Source organism: Marilutibacter penaei (assembly GCF_014145395.1).
Classification (GTDB): domain Bacteria; phylum Pseudomonadota; class Gammaproteobacteria; order Xanthomonadales; family Xanthomonadaceae; genus Marilutibacter; species Marilutibacter penaei.
The window spans coordinates 176,131-196,324 of the sequence record NZ_JACHTE010000004.1 but is presented as its reverse complement, the minus strand read 5'-3'; the positions used below and the strand labels follow the sequence as shown (position 1 = coordinate 196,324).

Here is a 20,194-nt window from a genome sequence, read left to right as displayed (position 1 = left end):
CGTCGGGCACCGTGCGCTGGAAAGAACTACGGCCCCTTTCGGGGCCGTAGCAAGGTAACGCAACTTCAGGTCGATCAGAACTTCTGGCTGTAGCGCATGTACATGAAGCGGCCAGGCACTTCGTACTGCGGGTCGAAGCTGTTCGCGAACGTCGTGACCGAGCGCGGCGGGTCCTCATCGAGGATATTGTTGATGCCGAGCGAGATCTGACCGTTCCACGGCGCGTTCCAATAGACGCTGACGTCATTGTAGAACGTGTCGTCCAGCTTGTTACGCGGCCTCAGGCCTTCAGACGTACGACGGGTCGGGTCGGAGCACAGAAGTGCAATGTTGGCTGCCTCAACCGCAGCATTGGAGCTGAAGCCGCTGCAGGCCTCGACCTGGGCGTCGTAGTAACGCAGGTTCCAGGTCGCGCCCCAGTCGCCCATTTCCCAACGGGTCGACAGGTTGGAGCGGATGCGCCAGTTGTTGTTTCGATCGGTGTACTCACCGACCTGGTTGTCGCCGTCGCCGTCGTCCTCGTAGTTCACCATGTAGGTGCTGTCCCAGATGAACGAGAACTTGCCCCAGTCGGTTTCCGGCAAGCGGTAGCCGATGGTCATGTCGTAGCCCTCGACCTCGCGGCTACCGATGTTCAGGCCGGCTGCCAGCAGGTCGGTGATGAAGCCACCGCCGCCACGGGTGATCAGGCTACAGGCCTGGGCGTTGCCTTCCTCATAGCAGTCGTCGAGGATCGCGTTGCCGGAGAACGTGGTGATGGTGTCGGTCAGCTCGATCTTCCACCAGTCCAGCGAGATGTCGAAGCCTTCGATATAGCTCGGGCTGTAGACGAAACCGAAGGTGTAGTTCTCGGCCTTCTCAGGCAGCAGGTTGGGGTTGCCACCGGTGCTGATGCGGATCTGCGAGTTGACCTGGTTGTAACCGCCCTGCGGCACGCCGTCGGCCACGCAACGGGCCTGGCCCGCGGCATCCAATTGCGCGAAGCCAACGGTGTTACACGGATCGCTGATGGTCGGGAAGGTGTCGCTCACGCCCTGGAACAGCTCGTTGATCGACGGCGCACGGAAGCCCTCGGCGTAGTTGCCGCGGATCAGCAGGTCGTCGATCGGCTTCCAGCGGAAACCGAACTTGCTGTTGAGGGTGTCACCGAAGTTGCTGTAGTCCGAGTAACGGGTCGCGATGCTGAAGTCCAGCAGCTGCGCGCCCGGCACGTCGGCCAGGACCGGGATCGCCAGTTCGAGGTAGGCCTCGTCCAGCGAGTAGCCGCCGCCGGTGGCAGTACGCGCGTTGCCGGTGGTGTCGCCGGCGTTGATCAGCGCATCCGGACGGTCGTAACCGTCTTCTTCGCGGTGCTCGAGGCCGAACGAGAACGCCATCGCGCCACCCGGCAGGTCGAACAGGTCGCCGCTGATGTTCGCGAAGTAGCTCTTCTGGCTGTAACCCAGCTGGTCGTGGGCCTCGAAGGTCAGGTAGCTCAGCATCTCCGGGGTCAGCGAGCCGGCGCCGCCCAGGAAATTGGCCGGCACGCAGCCCGCGATCGCGGTGCTGGCATCGCCCGGGGTCGTGACGCAGGTCGGCACGCCGCCCACCAGCATCGACGGGCCAAGCGCGTTGCGGATGGCGGTGTAGGTCAGCAGGCCGTTGGTGGCGTCGTTCGAACGGTTCTCACCGTAGAACATGCCCGCTTCCCAGTCGAAGTAACGCTCGCCGACCTCGAAGCTGCCCTCGAAGGCACCGTCGAACGCGTAGGTGTCGACCGTCTGCTTGAACGAGCGGCCGCCGGTTTCCACGACGCGACGCTGGACCCAGTTGATGTCCTCGCCGTACGGGTTGTACAGGCTGTCCTGGCTGATGACGATATCGGCCGCCTGCGAGGCGCCCGGGAAGCCGACGACCACCGGCATGGCGGCGAGCAGCTGCTCGGACTGGCGCTGGTTATAGGTGACCGTGGTCTTGAAGCGCAGGTTGTCGCTGATGTCCAGCGAGCCGTTGGCGAAGACCGAGATGCGCTCCTGCGGGGTCAGCAGGTAGTTCAGCGGGGCGAAGTTGAAGTTGTCCGGCGTGCCGGCCCACTCGCTCCAGCCGCGCGGATCGTTCGGATCCGCCTTCCACAGGCCATACGCACCGTCGGGGTTGGCACAGGCGAAGGTGGTCATGTCCAGGATGCAGTAACGGCCATCCGGCGTGGTGGAGCTGCCGCCCAGGCCCGGGGTCGAGCCGTACACCGGCACGGCCGAGATCTCGCGGTCGCCGGCCCAGACCGGATCTTCTTTCACGTAGCCGACGCCCAGCATGGCCGACCAGCGGTCGCCGGTGCTGCCGACGGTGAAGTCATAGGCTTGGCGAACGCCGTCGCCCTTGTCGAACTGGCCGAGGTAGGCGTTGGCTTCCGCGCCGTCGAAGTTCTGGCGCAGGATCACGTTGACCACGCCGGCGATGGCGTCGGAGCCGTAGATCGACGACGCACCGTCCTTCAGGACTTCGATGCGCTCGACCGCGGCGGTCGGGATGGTGTTCAGGTCGACCGCGCCGCCGAGGCCGGTGCCGCCCACCCAGCGACGGCCGTTGACCAGCACCAGGGTGCGGTTCGAGCCGAGGTTGCGCAGGTTGACGCGGGTTTCGCCGTTACCACCGTTGTTCTGGGTGGTGTTCAGCGTCGAGCCATTGGCGCTGATGTTCTGGATCACGTCGCCGACGGAGGTCAGGCCCTGGGCCGAAATGTCTTCGCGCGAGAGCGAGAAGATCGGCTGGCTGGTCTCGATGTCGGTGCGCTTGATTCGCGAGCCGGTGACCTCGATGCGGTCGAGGGTGGTGGCCTGCTCGGTTTCCTGGGCGACGGCAACGCCGGTACCGGCGGCAGCCGTGGCGCCCACGGCGAGCGCGATGGTGATCGCGTCGCGGAGCTGGGTGGTCTTAACGGTCATCTCTCTCTCCAAGTCAGTCTTGGTTTCCCATGGGAACCCGCCGGTGATGTCAAACAAGGCACCAAATCCGGCAAGGTCCGGCCGATAGTAGCCCCCTTCGGAGAAAAATTAAAGTGACGTTAACAAACGCCGAAAGCCGCCCGGTTCAGGGGCGGCTTTCGTAGGATAATCAATGGGTTGTGCGCGCAGGATGTTGGTTTTTCGTAAGCGCCCCGTCCGTCGCCGTTCGTCGGCGGCGGGCGAATCGGGCCCGGAAGGGACGCGGTGGGCTTACAGGTCCTGCTCGTACCGCACGTAGGGCACCGCGCCTTCGTCCTTGTCGCCGGTATCCGGTGCGAAGGGGTTCTGGCCCCGGGTCACGACGTTGTCCGCGCCCACGCTCAGCTGGCCGCTCCAGGGCGTGCGCCAGGTCAGGCCGATGCCCAGGCCTTCCCATTGCCCGGGCTGTCCCGGCATGTCGATGACGCGGCCGACGATATTGGCGCCGAAGTCGCCGACTTCCGCGCCAAGACTGAGGCTCTTGCTGGTCCAGCGCTCGTTGAAGCCCGCCGGGAGTTCGGACGCGGGGATCAGCCGGGCCCGTGCCCACGTCCCGCCGATGGACACCGTGGCCTCGCGACCGATGGCCTTTTCGCCATACAGGGTCAGGCTGTTCTGGTCGTAGCGGCTGTTCTGTCCGGAAGGGCTGAGCCACGCGGGGAGGTGGTCGCGCCCTTCTCCGGCCAGCATGCCGACGCGCTGTTGCCGGTTGCCGAAGGTGGCACCGACGACGGCCTGCTGGCTGCCATTGCCCTGCGCATCCTGTTCCAGCGACGCGAGCATGCAGTGGTTGGCCAGGTTGCCGATCGCGTTGGCGAGCCCGGTCTTGCGGTTGCAGACCAGCCCCAGCGTGTTGCCCGCGGACAGGCCGAAGACCGCATCGAGGGTATTGTTGCCGCCGAACCTCAGGCGCGTGCTGTTGCCGTTGGCGCGCGTGGGCTCCAGCAGCAGTACCGCCTCGAGCGTGCCGTCGGTGGTGTTGAGCACGGGCAGGACGGTCGAGTCGCCCGGATCCGGCTCGCGTGCCTGGGCATGCACGCCCGTCGCCCCGCCCAGGGCGAGGAGCAGAGCCAGCGGTAGCGTGAGCAGACGGAAAGCCATCGTGGGTAGTGACCGTGTCGGGCGGCGGGAGTTCCTTTCACTCCGGATTCAGACTATAGATCGTTAATTTTCCTTTAACAATCGTTCGAGCACCGTCCCTTGACCGCCGCCACACTCTTTACTGGGGGCGGGACGGGGTTTCCAGCTCGCTCGCGCCCCGGGCGAACAGGGCCTCGATCGCCGGCAGGTCGAAACGGTACTGTTGCCCGCAGAACTCACAACGGATGCGGGCTTCCCCATCGGCCGCAGCGGCGCGTGCTTCATCCACGCCCAATGACACCAGCATGGACTCGACCCGTGCCGCGGAACATGAACAGGCGAACGCCAGCGGTTTCTGCCCGAGGATCCTCACCCCGTCCTCGTGGAACAGCCGGGTCAACAGCGGCCCGGGCGCCAATCTGAGCAGTTCGTCCGTGACGAGCGTGTCGAAAAGCACTCCTGCCCGTTGCCATCCGTCGGAATCCCCGGTGTCGCCGGGCAGCTTCTGCAGCATCAGGCCCGCGCAGCATTCGCCGTCGCTGGCCAGCAGGAGCCGGGTCGGCAACTGCTCGGACCGGTCGAAGTAGTCTTCGAATGCCTCGGCGAGGCTGGGCGCGCGAAGTTCCACCAGGCCCTGGTGCCGCATCGGCTCGCGGTTGCCGAGGGCCGGGTTCTCGATGGTGATGGCCAGCATGGCGCCCGGCCCGAGATCACGCAGGTCACGCGACGGGGGAGGGCCCTCCTGGGCCAACTGGGCGATACCGCGCAGGGTGCCCGCGGCGGTGCATTCGGCGAACAGCGTCCGGAGCGTTCCTTCGCCGCGCAACTGCACCGACAGCCGGCCGTCCACCTTGGCGTGCCCGGTGAACAGCGCGGACGCCGCGCAGGCCTCGCCGAGCAGCTCCGCCACGGCGGCGGGATAGTCGTCGCGCTCGCGTATCTGCCGCCAGGTGTCCTGCAACTGCACGTGGACACCGCGCACTCCGGCGCCTTCGATCAGGAAGCGCGTCTGGCAATCGTGGGTGGAGATTTCGTGGGCGGGGGTGCTTTCGCTCATGATGGACCGCTGTGGCTCGGCCAGCGGGCCTTGCGGGACCGTGGCGTGATGGGAGGAGGTTCGATGACAGATGAGGGCGCAACCGGGGCCGGACAAGGGCCGCGCAGGCTCCGCCGCCGGCGCAGCCGCTGGCATTGGGTGTGGCGGCTGCCGCTCCTGCTGGTGATGGTGACGGTGCTGCAGGTGGCGGTGCTGCGCTTCGTCGATCCTCCGACCTCGGCGTTCATGCTCGCGCGTACGGCGGAGGCCTGGGGCGAGGGCGACTGGTCGCATCGGAATGCCCATGAATGGCGCGACCTCGCGGAGATTTCGCCCCAGCTTCCGCTGGCCGTGATCGCGTCCGAAGACCAGCGGTTCCCGGACCACCGCGGCTTCGACATGGAGGCGATCGAGAAAGCGATGGCGCGCAACGAGCGCGGCGGGCGCCTGCGCGGTGGCAGTACGATCAGCCAGCAGACCGCGAAGAACCTGTTCCTGTGGAGCGGGCGCAGTTGGCTGAGGAAGGGCATCGAGGCCTGGTACACGGTGCTGATCGAGGCGATGTGGCCCAAGCGGCGGATCATCGAGGTGTACGTCAACATCGCGGAGTTCGGCGACGGCGTGTACGGGGCGCAAGCGGCGGCGCAGGCATATTTCGGCGTCGACGCGGCGCGACTGGAACCGGCGCAGGCGGCCCGGCTGGCGGCGGTGCTGCCGAGTCCACGCCGGTACAGTGCGGCCCGTCCCGGGCCCTACGTGCAACGGAGGACCGGCGCGATCCAGCGGCAGATGCGCAACCTGGGCGGCGCGGCTTACCTGGAGCGGCTCGACTGACCATGCGCGCCGTGCCGCCCCCGCGACCGGATACCATGCGCGCATGAGTGCTCCCCGCCCCTGCAACCGCCTGACCGTCGTGGTGGCCGCCTACAACGAGGCGGACAGCCTGCCCCTGCTGCATCCCCGCATCGGCGCGGTGCTTGATGGCCTGCGTGCGCAGGGTGTCGATGGCCAGGTGCTGTACGTCGACGACGGCAGCGCCGATGCAAGCTGGGCGGTGATGCAGCGATTGGCCTCGGCCGACCCGCGGGTGGCCTGCCTGCGGCTCTCGCGCAATTTCGGCAAGGAGCTGGCGCTGACCGCCGGGCTCGACCGGGTGCTCGAGGGCGCGGCGCTGATCCTCGACGCCGACGGACAGGATCCGCCGGAGCTGATCCCGCGTTTCGTCGAAAAGTGGCGCGAGGGGTACGACGATGTCCACGGCACGCGTCGCCAGCGCGCGGGCGAGGGCTGGGTGAAGCGTGGCACCGCACACGCGTTCTACCGGGTGATCGGGCGCCTGTCGAAAACCCCGATTCCCCGCGATACGGGCGACTTCCGCCTGCTCTCGCCGCGCGCGCTGGACGCGCTTCGCCAACTGCGCGAGCGGCACCGCTTCATGAAGGGCCTGTTCGGCTGGGTGGGCTTCAACCGCATCGCGATTCCCTACGAGCGGGACGCGCGGATGGCCGGACGCAGCAAGTTCAACCTCTGGAGGCTTTGGAACTTCGCGCTCGAGGGGATCACGAGCTTCTCGACCGCGCCCCTGCGGCTGGCCACCTACCTGGGCCTGCTGACCGCGGCGGTGGCCTTCGCCTATGGCGCATGGATCATCCTCAAGGCCTTGTTCTGGGGCGATCCGGTGGCGGGCTGGCCGACGATGATGTCGGTGATCCTGTTCCTCGGCGGCGTGCAGCTGATCGCGCTGGGCCTGATCGGCGAGTACCTCGGGCGCCTGTACGACGAAGCCAAGCAGCGGCCCCTGTACCTCGTCGACACCTGGCACCCGGCAACAGGAGTATCCTCGGCCCAGGTCCATGGCGTGGAGGGAAGTCCAGATGCGTACCGTCCGGCAACTGCTCGAAGCGAAGGCGCCTGACATCTATTCGGTGACCCCGGATACGCCGATCATCGAGGCAATCCGGCTGATGGCGGACAAGCGCATCGGGGCGCTGCTGGTGATGGATGGACCGCGGCTGGCCGGGATCGTGTCCGAGCGCGACTATGCGCGCAAGGTGGTGCTGCAGGGTCGCGCCTCGGAGGACACCCCGGTCAGCGCGATCATGACGGCCGATGTCTTCACCATCAGTCCCGACGATACCGCCGACCGCTGCATGGTCAGCGTCACCGAGCGCCGCATCCGCCACCTGCCGGTAGTGAAGGACGGGCGCGTGGAAGGCGTGGTGTCGATCGGCGACCTGGTCAAGGCCGTCATCGAAGACCAGCAGCTCGAGCTCGACCAGTTGCAGCGGTACATCGCCAGCTGATCGCGTTCATTCCGCGTACTGTCCCCCGCACCCGCTGTCCTCGCCCGGTCCGGTCTCGATGGTGGCGAGCAGGGCCGCCGGCGGCGTGATCGTCGCCAGCGTGAGGGCCACCGCGCCGCGCAGTCCGAGCGCGCCCAGGTCGGGACGGATCGAGGGGGACTTGAAGCTGCCGTCGAGCTGGAGGGGCGCGCGCAGGCTCAGCAGGCTGCGGTCCTTGGGGCGCGGCCGGATCGTCATGTCGAGGCGTTCCTCGCCCAGGTCGATCTGGCCTTCGCCGACCAGCAGCGTATCGGTCGTGTCGAACGCGAAGCTGCGAGTGGTCATGACGCCGTCCTCCACGGCGAAGTCGCCGAAGGCGCAGCGGACCGGGATCATGCGGTCCTCGGTCAGCTTGAACTTGATGATCTCGGCCAGGTCGATGCCCGCCATCTCCATCAGGAGGTTGCTGATCGAACCGCGCCCCATCGCGACGCCGACCTCGCCGTTGCCGTTGCCGAGCATGTCCGCGATGGAGTTGCCCGTCGTGGCGAGCGTCACCCGCCCCCCGACGCGGCCCACGGCGTTCTGCGCCAGCTCCACGGTGGGCAGCAGGCTCGACAGGTCGAGCCCCGCTGCATTGATGTCGGCGCGGGTGCGGATGGTGTCCTCGCGGGCGTCCATTTCCACCGTGCTCCGGAGCGTGCCGCCGGCGACGCCGAAATCCAGCGGGTCGAGCCGGAGTACACCGTCCTCGAGCTGGAGGTGGGCGTCCATGTCGTCCAGCGGCAGCCGCGGCGCGTTGATGCGCGCTGCGCGCAGGCGGACGTTGGCATCCATCGCGCGCAGCTTGTCGAGCCGATAGGGTTCGTCCGGGAGCAGGCGGCTGCTGGCCGCCTGCTGCGCGGCCTGCCGCGCCTGTTCCGCGTTCGCGGTCTCGTCCCCGCCGGCCTGGGGCTTGGCCCCGACGAAGCCTGCCAGGTCGTCGAAGTCGAGGCGCTGCGACTGCAGGTCCGCTTCGAAGAACGGCCGCTCGCGATCCGTTTCCACGCGGGCATCACCGGCGAGGTCGCTGTCGCCGACCGTGCCTTCGAAATCCTCGTACCGCCAGGTGTTGCCATCGCGGCTGAACCGGCCGTCGAGTGTGTAGGGCGGCGTTTCCGGCAGTGCGATGCCGATCAACGGATACAGGTCCGCGAGGTCCTGGCCCTGAAGCCGCATGCGCAGCTGGAAGCCGGTGAGCCGGAATGGATCGAGCAGGGTGCCCGTGGCGTGTGCCGAGGTCGCGCCGGCGCGCGCCTTGGCGTCGATGTGATACGGCTGTTCGCGGTCGCGCAGGGCCAGCGGCGAGTCTGCCCGGCCCTCCAGGGTGAAGGCATTGCCTTTCCATCGGCCCTCGCCGGACACCTGCACGGGGGGCGCGGCCTCCGCACCGGGCGCCGGCAAGGTGTCGATACGGGCCACGATGTCGGTGTCGGCATTCCCGTCCAGATAGCGCAGGCGGCCGTGGCCGACTTCAACGCGCCGGAACTCGAAGGTGAACCGGCCGGGCGCGTCGTCACCGTCGAACGTCCAGTTTCCCGTGCCGTCCGGCCCGGTTTCCAGGTGGACGACCGGCGCCTGAAGCCGGATGGCGGGGATGCGTACCGTGCCGGCAAGGATATGCCAGGGGTCGATGTCGAGCTCGACCCGTTCCGCCCGGGCCATCCGGGGTTCTTCCGACCAGTCGGCGTTGGAGAAGGCGACGCCCTCCGCGCTCACCGTGGGCGTCCATCCGAGGTCGACGTCCAGGTTCCCGTCGATCCGCAGCGTGCGGCCGGTCGCGGACGCCACCTGGCGCTCGAGCGGCCCCTTGAACCAGTTCCAGTCCCACAGCAGGCAAAGCACCAGCACCGCGAGCAGCGCGATCGCAAGCACCGTGAGGACCGGGTGGGCACGCGCGTGCGCAAGCGGGCGCCGGGCGGCGTGTCGCCATCGCTCGTGCGGTCCGCTCATCGGGGGCTCCCGGGCATCCGGTGCATCGCGTGCCATCCAGCGTGGGGATGCGATCACCCTCACGCGGTGCCGGTCAAGCAGGAGTGAATCCCGCGATCCGCGTTCAGGCCGGGGTTAGTCGCCCGTATGCAGGACCTGCGCGGTGACCGCCACGAAATGGCAGACACTGCCGGCCACCACGAACAGGTGCCAGATCGCATGCGAGTAGGGCAGCGAGGGGCGGTGGTAGAACACGGTCCCGAGGGTGTAGCAGACGCCCCCGGCCAGCAGCCAGCCGAACGTCCATGCATCGAGCGCGCCGAGCAGGGGCTTGATGGCGACCAGCACCAGCCAGCCCATCGCGATGTAGATCGCGGTGGACAACAGCTTGAAGCGGCCGGTGAACATCAGCTTGAACACGACGCCGGCGATCGCCAGGGTCCAGATCGCGATGAACAGGCCCCAGCCCCAGGGGCCGCGCAGGCCGATCAAGGTGAAGGGCGTATACGTGCCCGCGATCAGCAGGTAGATCGCGCAGTGGTCGAACACCTTCAGCCGCGCTTTCGCGGTGGGGTGCTGGATGGCGTGGTAGAGCGTGGACGCGACGTACAGCAGCAACAGGCACAGGCCGAACACGATCGCGCCCGCCAATTGCCAACCGTCGCCGTGGATCGCCGCGAGGGTGATCAGGACCGAACCGCCCGCCAGCGCGGCCACCGCGCCGAGGCCATGGGTGAGCGCGTTGGCGAGCTCCTCCCGCAGGTGCGCGGCCGAATGCGGCGGGGGCGTGGTCAGGCCGGGGGCGTCCATGCCGCCATCCTACCGTGCGCGACCGGATGGTGTGCGTGAACCCGTCGCGCGTTTCCCGGTACGCAGGTAGGCTTGGCGCGCGCGACGGAGCGAAACACCTCGACCAGCCTGAGCCGGACTGGATGCACCTGGTGGAAGCCGGTGCCTGACGCAGGCGCGGCGGGGTCAGTCGACCGCCACCGCGTGCGCGTGCTCTCGGGTGGCGAGGAACTCCACGTCGGGTGCGCGCTCCTGCGCCAGCTGCAGGTTGACCCGGGTCGGCGCGAGGTAGACCAGTTCGCCGGCCGCATCGAGCGCCAGGTTCATCGCGTTCTTGTCGCGGAACTGCTCCAGCTTCCTGTCGTCACCGCAGCGGATCCAGCGTGCCGTCGCGACGGTGACCGGTTCGAACGTCGCCTCGACGCCATACTCGTCCTTCAGCCGGTAAGCGACGACATCGAACTGCAGCACGCCGACCGCGCCCAGGATGAGGTCGTTGCTCATCAACGGGCGGAAGAACTGGGTGGCGCCTTCCTCGGACAGCTGGGCCAGGCCCTTCTGCAGCTGCTTCAGCTTGAGCGGGTCGCGCAGGCGCGCGCGACGGAACAGCTCCGGCGCGAAGTTGGGGATGCCGGTGAACGCGATCTTCTCGCCCTCGGTGAAGGTGTCGCCGATCGAGATCGTGCCGTGGTTGTGGATGCCGATGACGTCGCCGGGCCAGGCGTCCTCGGCGATCTCGCGGTCGCTGGCCATGAAGGTCAGCGCGTTGGCGAGCTTCATCTCCTTGCCGCTGCGCACGTGGAAGGCCTTCATGCCGGCGCTGAACTTGCCCGAGCAGATCCGCATGAACGCCACGCGGTCACGGTGCTGCGGGTCCATGTTGGCCTGGATCTTGAAGACGAAGCCGGACAGCTTCGTTTCGGTCGCGCCGACCTCGCGGGTGGTGGTCTCGCGCGGCTTCGGCGAAGGCGCATGCTCGACGAAGAAGTCGAGCAGCAGCTGCACGCCGAAGTTGTTCACGGCCGAACCGAAGAACACCGGGGTCAGTTCGCCGGCCAGGTACTTGCCGAGGTCGAACGGGTGCGAGGCGCCTTCGACCAGTTCGAGCTCGTCCTTCAGGTCGGCCAGCACGTCGGCACCGATACGCGCTTCCAGCGCCGGGTCGTCGATGGACGCGAAGATGGTCGAGTCCTGGCGGGTGAAGTTGCGCCCCTGCTCGTACAGGTGGACCTCGCCGGTGACCAGGTGGACGACGCCCTTCAGGCGCTTGCCCATGCCGATCGGCCAGGTGATCGGGGCGCACTGGATGCCCAGGACCTGTTCGACCTCGTCCAGCAGTTCGATCGGGTCCTTGCCCTCGCGGTCGAGCTTGTTGATGAAGGTCATGATCGGCGTGTCGCGCAGCCGGCAGACCTCCATCAGCTTGATCGTGCGTTCCTCGACGCCCTTGGCGACGTCGATCACCATCAGCGCCGAGTCGACCGCGGTCAGCACGCGGTAGGTGTCCTCGCCGAAGTCCGCGTGGCCCGGGGTGTCGAGCAGGTTGACGATTCGGTCCTGGTACGGGAACTGCATGACCGAGGACGTGACCGAGATGCCGCGCTCCTTCTCCAGTGCCATCCAGTCGGAGGTCGCGTGGCGCGCGGCCTTGCGTCCCTTGACCGAGCCGGCCATCTGGATGGCACCGCCGAACAGCAGCAGCTTTTCGGTCAGCGTGGTCTTGCCGGCGTCGGGATGCGAGATGATCGCGAACGTGCGGCGGCGGGCGGCTTCGAGCGAGACGTCGGACATGCGGGCGGGGCGCTCGGCGCGCCGGGGCATTGAAAGGGGCGCGACATTATATAGAGGCTGGCGTCGGGCCGGGTCCGGCGCTCAGCGGGGCAGGGCGAACTGCACCACGCCGCCAGGGCCGCGCAGGCGGATCGGCAGGGACTCCAGGCGCATGCCCCGGTTCGCCTGGACCACGAAGTGCAGGTGGGGGCCGGTGGTGTACCCCGTATTGCCGGACAGGCCGATCCGCTGGCCGGCCTGCACGCGCTGGCCCACGCGCACGTGCACGCCGCCCTCGGCCAGGTGGGCGTACAGCGCCATGCTGCCGTCGTCGTGCAGGATGCGGATGAAATTGGCCCGCTCGAGGTACTGGTCCGGGTCCAGGCCGGCCTGGTCGAATCCGCCTTCGGTGCGCATGACCACGCCGTCCCGCGCCGCCAGCACCGGCGTGCCGATCGGCGCACCGAAGTCGATCGCGTGGCGGTTCTCCCTGTCGCCGTGGCTGAACGCGCCCCCGAATCCCTGCTGGATGTCCAGCTCCGGCATGTCCAGTGGCAGCCGGTACTCCACGTCGGCCGGGCGGGCCCGGGGATCGCCGGGAACCACGCGGTCCACGCGCAGTTCGTAATGGGGCGACTGTCCGGGCGGGGCCGCCTCGAGCACGGACACCAGCGCGCTGCCATGGGCCGGCACCGTGGCGCGGGCGGGCGGCACGGCAAGACCGCTGGCGGTGACGCTGACCTCGATCGGGCCGGCCAGCCGGTTGTCGACCCAGGCCAGGGTGCGCCCGGCCTCGTTCTCCACCCGCAAGCGCGCAACCGCGTCGACCTCGTTGGTCGTGGCCAGTTCGGTCACCGGGGACGTCGGCGCCTGCGGCTGGTGGTCGCCGTAGTGGGTGACGCCGTCGGCATCGGTCCAGCGATAGACCTTGCCCGCCTGCACGCTGCCCGCCGCCATCAGCCCGACGGCGCCGGCCAGGCACGCGATGCGCAACGGAACGAGCAGGGACGGGGTCATCGCGGCCCTCGGCGGCGCACGGTGTTCAGTCGGTGCAATTGTGCTCCAGCCCGAGCACCCGTGCGACTTCGCGAAGGTCGAAGGCGGTGATCGCCTGGTCGTCATGCACCGCATAGAGGGCGCCCCCGCTGAACGCCCGGCTCGGCGCCGCATTCAGCGTGATGCCGTCGGTATAGGAGGTGGTCTCGCCCTGGAAGGTGCCGCGATACGCCAGGCTGATGCGATCGAAGAGGTGGAACTGGGTGAGCGGCGCGAGCTGGTCCACCGCGACCCAGTAGCCCTGGCCGTCGCGGCAGTTCCACAGCGCCACGCCCTCGGCTTCGGCGCCAAAGGTCTTGTCGGGCAGGCTGCGCCCGGTGAAGCGTCCCGACAGGGCATAGTCGCGCAGCGTGGAGACGTGGCGACGGTCTTCGTCGGCGATCAGGAGGCGGTCGTGGGCGGCATCCCCGGCCAGGGACTCGACCATGCGCAATGCGGTATCGGGATGGGTGTCGCCGAAGCTGCCCTGGAAGGTGGCCTGGACCTGCCCATCGGCATCGAACTCGACATGGAAACGCTTGACCCGCTCGGCCAGTTCGTTCCAGTCAGGCACCTGCGAGTAGTCGTCTCCGTACATGAAACTGTCGGTGACGTAGGCATCGTAGGCATAGGGCGCGGTCTCGTGCAGCCAGATGCCGTACGGGCTTCGCAACTCGTCCGCCCCGAACAGGCCCAGGGGTTCGAAATCCGGCATGCGCAGGGCCTGCACGCGATGGTTGTCGCGCTCCACGACGAAGGCCACGTCGCCCATCACGGCGATGCCGTTGGGTCGGTTGAACTGTCCGGGCGCCGCCCCCTCGCCGCCCAGGCGGCGTAGCGGACGTCCGGTGTCGGCGTCGAACACATGCAGTTGGTGGCTGGCCTTCGCGGTGGCGACCAGCCAGGTGCCGCCATCCGGGGTGGGCCAGGTCGCGAGCGAGTCCAGTTCGGCCCCGGTCGTCGGGTCGGACACGAAGGCCTCCGGTACGACCAGCGCCGGGCGCGGCGCCTGCGTCGCGACATCCGCGCGGCTGTTGCTGGAGGTCTCGCGCAGCCCCGGACCGCCGGTACAGGCGGCGAGAAGCAGGAGGGCGCAGGTGGGGGGCAGCAGTGGACGCATGTTCATCCATCGCAAGTGTAGGCCTGAACGCGGAACATGTGTCACCCCGCGGTGGCGGGAGCCGCCATTCAATCAATCCCTTTATCGCAATGAAGCGATTGACATCCAGGTCGGGCGCGGGCAGACTGCCCCCAATCCATCGAGACCGGCAGAGGGACAGGCCCTTTGAAGCCGGGGCAACCGTCGCAGTCACTGCCTGCGCAAGGTGCCAATTCCTGCGGTGATTCGAGGCGATGTCCGCATCCCTCGTTCGCCGGAAGATGGTCGTGCTGTATGCCGGCGAGTCCGTGCATGCCGCCCGTCTGGCTCGATGGCCCCGTCATACCGGATGCCCGCCATGAGCCTCGTACACAGTTCCAATGCCCTCCAGGCCGATCCGGCCGAAGCCGCGGCCTGCCTGGCGGACGCCGCGTCCAGCGTCTCTTCCGCCCCGACCCTCGCGCTGCGAGGCGAGCGGACGGTGGTGCTCGACCTGAGGCACGCCGGACGCCGTGAACTCACGTTGCGTTACGAGGTGCAGGGCGCCGCCCACCTGCCCGCGCTGTTCGTGTGCGGTGGCATTTCCGCCACCCGGCATGTGGCCGCCAGCGAAGCGTTCCCCGAGCCGGGGTGGTGGACGGAACAGGTCGGGCCCGGCCGCGCCCTGGACCCGGCCTGCTGTCGCATCGTGTCCTTCGACTGGCTGGGCGCGGACGGCACCCTCGACGCACCGCTGGATCCGGCCGACCAGGCGGACGCGATCGCGCTGTTGCTGACGGCCCTGGGCATCGAGCGGATCGCGGCATTCGTCGGGTGTTCGTACGGCGCGATGGTCGGCCTGCAGTTCGCCGCCCTGCATGGCGAGCGCGTGGACAGGCTGGTCGCGATCAGCGGCTTCCATCGTGCCCATCCCTATGCCAGTGCGTGGCGCGCGCTGCAGCGGCGTGCGGTGGAGCTCGGCGCGCTGCAGTGCGGTGAAGCGCACGGCCTCGGACTGGCGCGCCAGTTCGCCATCCTCAGCTATCGCACCCCGGACGAGTTCGACGCGCGCTTCCCGCCCGCCCGCGTGGTGGACGGCCGCGTCCGCGTCGGTGCCGAGGATTACCTCGACCATTGCGCGGCCCGGTTCATCGGCCGCAGCTCGCCGACGGCCTACCTGCGCCTCTCCGAGTCCATCGACCTGCAATCCGTCGACCCCGCCGCGGTCCGGGTGCCGACCACCGTGGTCGCGATCGAGGAGGACCGGCTGGTGCCGCTCGCCGATGCGTTCGCGCTGGTCGAGCGGCTGGCGGGCGAAAGCCACCTTCGGGTGTTGCGCTCGCCGTACGGCCACGATGCCTTCCTGAAGGAGGACGCGGACATCGCCGCGATCCTTCACGCCGCGCTCCAGTCCCCCATTCGAAATGCCTGTTGAGGAATTCCGCCGCATGAGCACCCGTCGCCCGACCACCGCCGCCGTCCGTGCCGGCATCGATCGTGACACCGCCTATGGCGCCGTCACGCCGCCGATCGTCCTGTCGTCGAATTTCAGCTTCGCCGGATTCAACAACAAGCGCACGTACGACTACACCCGCAGCGGCAACCCGACCCGCGACCTGCTGGCCGAAGCGCTGGCCGAGCTGGAGGGGGGCGACAGCGCCGTCGTCACCGCGACCGGCATGGGCGCGATCACCTTGGTCCTGCATGCGTGCCTGAAGCCGGGCGACACCCTCGTGGTCCCCCATGATGCCTACGGCGGGAGCTGGCGCCTGTTCAACGCGCTGGCCGCCAAGGGCGCCTTCAACCTGCTGACGGTCGACCTGACGGACCCGCGCGCGCTGGCCGACGCGCTGTCCGCCAAGCCCGCTGTCGTCTGGATCGAGACCCCTTCGAATCCGCTGCTGCGGGTGACCGACCTGCGCTTCGTGATCGAAGCGGCGCAGGCCAACGGCGCGCTGGCGGTCGTCGACAACACCTTCCTCTCGCCGGTGCTGCAGCGACCGATCGAGTTCGGCGCCGACGTGGTGGTGCATTCCACGACGAAGTACATCAACGGACACAGCGACGTGGTCGGCGGTGCGGTGATCGCACGCGACGCGGCGCTGGGCGGGCAACTGGCGTGGTGGGGCAACTGCCTGGGCCTGACCGGGTCGCCGTTCGACAGCTTCCTGACCCTGCGCGGCCTGCGTACGCTCGATGCGCGGCTGCGCGTGCACCAGGAGAACACGCTGGCGCTGGTGGAACTGCTGGAATCGCATCCGGCGGTCGAGGCCATCCACTATCCCGGCCGCCCCGAGCATCCGGGCCATGCCCTGGCCGCGCGGCAGCAGAAAGGTTTCGGCGCCATGCTGAGCGTGGACATCAGGGGCGGCGAGGCAGCCGTGCGTGCCTTCGTCGATGGCCTGGAGTCGTTCACGCTGGCCGAGTCGCTGGGCGGCGTGGAGAGCCTGGTCGCGCACCCGGCGACCATGACGCACGCGGCGATGAGCCCCGAGGCGCGTGCCGCCGCGGGCATCGGCGACGGGCTGCTGCGCTTGTCGGTCGGCATCGAACATGCGGACGACCTGCTCGCCGACATCGGCGCCGCGCTGGATCGTGCGCTGGCGGCGGTCGAGGGCAATGCAGCGGCGGTGAAAGGCGAGCGCGTGGCGCAATGAGCGCATCGGTGGCCGAGGCCCTGCATGCGTCGCCGGCGCGGGCCCGAGGGTCCGCGGCGGTCGAGGCTCCCGCGGTCCATCTGGCCCTCCTGGGCACGGGAACGGTGGGGAGCGCGGTGCTCGAGCGGTTGTCGGCCTGGCAGTCGACCGGTTTCGCGGAAGGCCTGACGTTGGCCCACGTGGCCAATTCGCGCCGGTCCATCAGCCGCCCCGGCGGCGTCGCGCTCCGGCAGGTGGCCGACGCGCTGGCGGCCAGCCCCTGTCCAAGCCGTCTCGACGATGTCGCGGGCCGGCTGGGCGGGTCGGGACGCAGGATCGTCATCGATGCCACCGCCAGTGCCGAGGTTGCCGCCCGTCACGCCGACTGGCTCCAGGACGGCCTCCATGTGGTGACCGCCTGCAAGCTGGCGCGGGGTACCGGGTTGGCGGCCTGGCGCGCCGTGGAAACCGCGTGCGCCGCCGGCCAAACGGAGTACGGCGACTCGGCGACCGTCGGCGCGGGCCTGCCGCTGCTGCGTTCGATCCGTGCGTTGCGCGCCGGCGGCGATCGCGTCACTGCGATCGCCGGTGTGTTGTCGGGCTCGCTGGCATGGTTGTTCAATCACTACGATGGCCTGCGTCCGTTCTCGGGCTTCGTGCGGCAGGCGCGCGATGCGGGCTTCACCGAGCCGGACCCGCGGGAGGATCTGTCGGGGGAGGACGTGCGCCGCAAGTTGCTGATCCTGGCGCGCGCGGCCGGTTTCGAGCTCGAGCAGGATACGGTGCGGGTGACGTCGCTGGTTCCTGATGCCATGGCAGCGCTGGGCCGCTCGGACGTGGATGCGGCCCTCCCGCAACTGGATGTGCCGTTGCGCGAGCGGTTTGCCGCGGCCTACAAGAACGGCGAAAAGCTGCGGTTCGTGGCGCGCCTGGAGGATGGTGCCGCACGCGTCGGCCTGGAATCGCTGCCCGCGGACCATCCCCTCGCGGGTGGGGCCGGAACCGACAACAAGGTGGCCATCTGGTCGGATCGCTACGACGAGCAACCCCTGGTCATCCAGGGGCCTGGCGCGGGTGCCGGCGTCACGGCGGCCGGCATGCTGGACGACGTCCTCCGCATCGCCGCGGGATAGGGCACGCATCGCGACAGGGCATCCGCACGGCGCCGCGAGGCGCCGTTCGTCGTTGTGCCGGACGAGGAGGTGACGGGCATGCGGCGGACGTAAAAACGGGCGTCGGCCCCGAGGGGGATACCGACGCCCGCGTTCGCACCATGGGGTGCGCAAGTAACGGCCAGGAGCCGTGTCGGGTGGAGGGCCCGGGCGAACCCGGGCCCACCGGTACTACTTCAGGCCGTTGCTGATCGTGCGGGTCAGCGTGCCCTGGGTGTCGTCACCGCTGAACTCCCAGAAGAACGCGCCGCCCAGGCCCTGTGCCTTCACGTAGCTCATCTTCTCGGTGATCAGCGCCGGGTCGTCGAAGCTCCAGAAGGTCGTGCCGTTGTAGATCCAGTGCGCCCGCGCGTCCGGATCGGTGAAGCTCGGCCAGCCCAGGTTCTTCAGTTCCTTCCAGTCCTGGATGCCTGCCTCATAGCGACCGGGTGCCGCGGTGCCGCTCTGGTACAGGCCGTTGTTGACGTTGGGCACGTTGGTCCAGCCGCGGCCGTAGTAGCCGATACCCAGGTTCAGCTTGTGGGCGGGCACGCCACGGCTCAGGTAGGCCTCGATCGCGTCATTGGAGTTGTATAGCGCCTGGTCGCCCGTGGACGGATCGTTGGGCGAGTCGAACAGCGCCGAGTGATGGTTGGTCCGCGGATCCCACGCGCCGTGGAAGTCGTAGGTCATCACGTTGATGAAGTCCAGGTACTGGTGGTACGTGCCCGGATCGGTGACGCGGATCTTGTCGATGCCGGCGCCGGTGGCGACTGTCAGCAACAGCCCCGGACGCTGCGCATCCAGCTGGCGGCGGAACTCGGCCAGCAAGGCGGTGAAGTTCGCGTTGTCCTCCGGCGAGCCACAGGTCAGGCCACAGGCGACCGGGTACTCCCAGTCGAGATCGATGCCATCGAACACCCCCGCGGCCACGCCGGCACCGCCGGCCCCGTCGGTGACGGGCAGGTTGCCCTTGATGTAGGCATCGATGCAGGACGCCACGAACGCCTCGCGGTTCTGGGGCTTGGCGGCCTCGGAGAAACCGCGCGACCAGGTCCACCCACCCAGGGAGATCAGCACCTTGATGTTCGGATACTTGGCCTTCAGTTCCCTGAGCTGGTTCCAGTTGCCGCGCAGCGGCTGGTCCCAGGTGTCGCCCACGCCGTCGACGCTCTGGTCGGCCGGGAAGGACTTGGTGTAGTCCGCGAAGGCATCGCCACCCTCACCGGTATTGGGATTGGACGGGATCGTCCTGCCCACCTCGCAGCGGTTGTTCCGGACGTTGCCGAACGCATAGTTGATGTGCGTCAGGCGTGCGGCCGCACCGCTGGTGTCGATGTCCTTGACCCGGTAGTTACGGCCGTAGATGCCCCACTGGGTGAAGTAGCCGATCACGTTCTTGCCGTCGCCCGGCGGTGGATCGTCGTCACGGGTGCTGACGAGGATCGCCTGGCTCCGTGCCGAGACGTTGCCGGCGGCATCGCGGGCGGCCACGGCATAGCTGTACTGCGTGCCCGACGCCAGGCCCAGGTCGGTGAAGCGGGTCTGTGCCGGGGAGCCGACGAGCTGGCCGTCGCGATAGACGTCGTAGCCGGCCACGCCGCTGCCGCCGGCGTTGTCGGTGGACGCGGTCCACTGCACGGTGATGCTGGTGGAGGTCTGCGCACTCGAGGCCAGTCCGGCCGGCACGCTGGGTGGCGTGCTGTCGTCGGGTGGCGTGGTGGTGGTGATCGTGACTTCGACCGGAGCCGAGGTGGTGCTGGCGTTGTCGTCGTCCGTGGCCACCGCGGTCAAGCGGTAGGTGCCTGCGACGGGGTTGGTCCAGCTCACGCTGTAGGGCGCGCTGGTGTCGCTGCCGAGCGAGGTGGTGCCGCGGAAGAACTCGACGCGCGCCACTGCACCGTCGCGGTCGCTGGCGTTCGCGCTGACGGCCAGGGCCGTGCCTGCCGGGTGGCTTGAGCGATCGGCGGGCGCGGTGATGGCGACCGACGGCGCTTCGTTGTCGGGGGGCGGGCTGTCGTCGCAGGCGCCCAGATCCTCGTACCACCCGCAGCTCGGGCAGTGCGTGGGCGGCGCGTTCCAGATCGGGACCTTGGCCTGGTACAGGCGGTTCTGGTACTGCAATCGGTCACCAGGGTTGTAGACGGTGCCGGGATTCCACGCCGGCACGGCGTCGCACTGGGCGGCGCGTGCGTGGTGGGGGGCAAATGCGAGTGCGGCGAGGATGCACGACACCAGCAGACTTCCGGGTCTGGCTGCTTTCACAAGCGGATTCATGACGTCTCTCCATAGAACGGATGCGATGCGATCGGGCCGCTCCCATGCGGCCGGCCCACGTCCCCTCGGTGCGATGCAATGGGGGCGATGCCCCCGGTCAGGCGCGGGAGGCTTGTGCCTCCTCGA

At 68.6% G+C, this 20,194-nt stretch carries 15 protein-coding genes and 1 riboswitch; of the genes, 6 read left to right on the top strand and 9 right to left on the bottom strand.

Annotated features, from left to right (window positions below; all coding sequences use genetic code 11):
* Positions 1–74 precede the first annotated feature (74 nt).
* From H4F99_RS06815 to hslO, 3 genes are all read right to left on the bottom strand, one after another.
* On the bottom strand, positions 75–2,924 hold the full coding sequence (locus tag H4F99_RS06815; RefSeq protein WP_182668977.1) for a TonB-dependent receptor domain-containing protein: 2,850 nt from the start codon (positions 2,922–2,924) through the stop codon (positions 75–77).
* A gap of 270 nt (positions 2,925–3,194) precedes the next feature.
* Entirely contained in the window at positions 3,195–4,064 is an 870-nt protein-coding gene (locus tag H4F99_RS06810; RefSeq protein WP_182668976.1) for an XOO1806 family protein, read from the bottom strand.
* A gap of 118 nt (positions 4,065–4,182) precedes the next feature.
* Entirely contained in the window at positions 4,183–5,073 is an 891-nt protein-coding gene (hslO, locus tag H4F99_RS06805) for an Hsp33 family molecular chaperone HslO (RefSeq protein WP_182669114.1), read from the bottom strand.
* Positions 5,074–5,163: 90 nt separating this feature from the next.
* Here hslO and mtgA point away from each other — a divergent pair, with 90 nt between their 5' ends.
* From mtgA to H4F99_RS06790, 3 genes are read left to right on the top strand one after another with little or no spacing between them, the layout of a single operon-like run.
* Positions 5,164–5,913, top strand: coding sequence for a monofunctional biosynthetic peptidoglycan transglycosylase (mtgA, locus tag H4F99_RS06800; protein WP_182668975.1), 750 nt, complete (start codon positions 5,164–5,166; stop codon positions 5,911–5,913).
* A 43-nt stretch (positions 5,914–5,956) separates the two neighbouring features.
* Positions 5,957–6,994 (top strand): glycosyltransferase family 2 protein, encoded by a 1,038-nt coding sequence (locus H4F99_RS06795; protein ID WP_182668974.1) that lies wholly within the window; start codon positions 5,957–5,959, stop codon positions 6,992–6,994.
* Positions 6,954–7,382, top strand: coding sequence for a CBS domain-containing protein (locus H4F99_RS06790; protein WP_182668973.1), 429 nt, complete (start codon positions 6,954–6,956; stop codon positions 7,380–7,382). Before H4F99_RS06795 ends, H4F99_RS06790 begins: the two co-directional genes overlap by 41 nt.
* A gap of 6 nt (positions 7,383–7,388) precedes the next feature.
* Here the strand turns inward: H4F99_RS06790 and H4F99_RS06785 are convergent, their stop codons facing one another.
* From H4F99_RS06785 to H4F99_RS06765, 5 genes are all read right to left on the bottom strand, one after another.
* Positions 7,389–9,353 carry an AsmA family protein gene (locus tag H4F99_RS06785; protein ID WP_182668972.1) on the bottom strand — a complete coding sequence of 655 codons (1,965 nt, stop codon included), beginning with the start codon at positions 9,351–9,353 and terminating at the stop codon, positions 7,389–7,391.
* Positions 9,354–9,467: 114 nt separating this feature from the next.
* A complete protein-coding gene (trhA, locus tag H4F99_RS06780) occupies positions 9,468–10,142 on the bottom strand; it encodes a PAQR family membrane homeostasis protein TrhA (protein ID WP_182668971.1) in 675 nt (224 codons plus the stop codon).
* A gap of 165 nt (positions 10,143–10,307) precedes the next feature.
* Positions 10,308–11,912, bottom strand: coding sequence for a peptide chain release factor 3 (locus H4F99_RS06775; protein ID WP_182668970.1), 1,605 nt, complete (start codon positions 11,910–11,912; stop codon positions 10,308–10,310).
* An 81-nt stretch (positions 11,913–11,993) separates the two neighbouring features.
* Complete coding sequence (locus H4F99_RS14565) at positions 11,994–12,908, bottom strand: peptidoglycan DD-metalloendopeptidase family protein (protein ID WP_182668969.1); 915 nt, start codon at positions 12,906–12,908, stop codon at positions 11,994–11,996.
* A gap of 25 nt (positions 12,909–12,933) precedes the next feature.
* Complete coding sequence (locus tag H4F99_RS06765) at positions 12,934–14,046, bottom strand: NHL repeat-containing protein (protein ID WP_182668968.1); 1,113 nt, start codon at positions 14,044–14,046, stop codon at positions 12,934–12,936.
* Positions 14,047–14,179: 133 nt separating this feature from the next.
* A riboswitch (SAM riboswitch) is annotated at positions 14,180–14,313 on the top strand.
* 70 nt (positions 14,314–14,383) lie between these two features.
* Here H4F99_RS06765 and metX point away from each other — a divergent pair.
* Genes metX through H4F99_RS06750 form a run of 3 tightly spaced genes read left to right on the top strand, consistent with a single transcriptional unit; the run spans position 14,384 to position 17,773 of the window.
* The gene (gene metX / locus H4F99_RS06760) at positions 14,384–15,439 is read left to right on the top strand and encodes a homoserine O-succinyltransferase MetX (protein ID WP_182668967.1); all 1,056 of its coding nucleotides are present in this window, start codon (positions 14,384–14,386) and stop codon (positions 15,437–15,439) included.
* A gap of 13 nt (positions 15,440–15,452) precedes the next feature.
* On the top strand, positions 15,453–16,661 hold the full coding sequence (gene metB, locus H4F99_RS06755; RefSeq protein WP_182668966.1) for a cystathionine gamma-synthase: 1,209 nt from the start codon (positions 15,453–15,455) through the stop codon (positions 16,659–16,661).
* Complete coding sequence (locus H4F99_RS06750; protein WP_182668965.1) at positions 16,658–17,773, top strand: homoserine dehydrogenase family protein; 1,116 nt, start codon at positions 16,658–16,660, stop codon at positions 17,771–17,773. The genes metB and H4F99_RS06750 overlap by 4 nt, the downstream gene beginning before the upstream one ends.
* 210 nt (positions 17,774–17,983) lie before the next feature.
* Here the strand turns inward: H4F99_RS06750 and H4F99_RS14620 are convergent, their stop codons facing one another.
* Positions 17,984–20,068 carry a glycosyl hydrolase family 18 protein gene (locus tag H4F99_RS14620; protein ID WP_182668964.1) on the bottom strand — a complete coding sequence of 695 codons (2,085 nt, stop codon included), beginning with the start codon at positions 20,066–20,068 and terminating at the stop codon, positions 17,984–17,986.
* Positions 20,069–20,194: the final 126 nt, after the last annotated feature.

Excerpts from the sequence above, each read along its gene's own strand:
- H4F99_RS06790 (WP_182668973.1), top strand. The coding sequence starts at position 6,954 with ATGCGTACCGTCCGGCAACTGCTCGAAGCGAAGGCGCCTGACATCTAT.
- H4F99_RS14620 (WP_182668964.1), bottom strand. The coding sequence starts at position 20,068 with ATGAATCCGCTTGTGAAAGCAGCCAGACCCGGAAGTCTGCTGGTGTCG.
- H4F99_RS14565 (WP_182668969.1), bottom strand. The coding sequence starts at position 12,908 with ATGACCCCGTCCCTGCTCGTTCCGTTGCGCATCGCGTGCCTGGCCGGC.
- H4F99_RS06795 (WP_182668974.1), top strand. The coding sequence starts at position 5,957 with ATGAGTGCTCCCCGCCCCTGCAACCGCCTGACCGTCGTGGTGGCCGCC.
- H4F99_RS06750 (WP_182668965.1), top strand. The coding sequence starts at position 16,658 with ATGAGCGCATCGGTGGCCGAGGCCCTGCATGCGTCGCCGGCGCGGGCC.
- trhA (WP_182668971.1), bottom strand. The coding sequence starts at position 10,142 with ATGGACGCCCCCGGCCTGACCACGCCCCCGCCGCATTCGGCCGCGCAC.
- H4F99_RS06775 (WP_182668970.1), bottom strand. The coding sequence starts at position 11,912 with ATGTCCGACGTCTCGCTCGAAGCCGCCCGCCGCCGCACGTTCGCGATC.
- H4F99_RS06815 (WP_182668977.1), bottom strand. The coding sequence starts at position 2,924 with ATGACCGTTAAGACCACCCAGCTCCGCGACGCGATCACCATCGCGCTC.
- H4F99_RS06785 (WP_182668972.1), bottom strand. The coding sequence starts at position 9,353 with ATGAGCGGACCGCACGAGCGATGGCGACACGCCGCCCGGCGCCCGCTT.
- H4F99_RS06810 (WP_182668976.1), bottom strand. The coding sequence starts at position 4,064 with ATGGCTTTCCGTCTGCTCACGCTACCGCTGGCTCTGCTCCTCGCCCTG.
- metB (WP_182668966.1), top strand. The coding sequence starts at position 15,453 with ATGAGCACCCGTCGCCCGACCACCGCCGCCGTCCGTGCCGGCATCGAT.
- H4F99_RS06765 (WP_182668968.1), bottom strand. The coding sequence starts at position 14,046 with ATGCGTCCACTGCTGCCCCCCACCTGCGCCCTCCTGCTTCTCGCCGCC.
- metX (WP_182668967.1), top strand. The coding sequence starts at position 14,384 with ATGAGCCTCGTACACAGTTCCAATGCCCTCCAGGCCGATCCGGCCGAA.
- mtgA (WP_182668975.1), top strand. The coding sequence starts at position 5,164 with ATGACAGATGAGGGCGCAACCGGGGCCGGACAAGGGCCGCGCAGGCTC.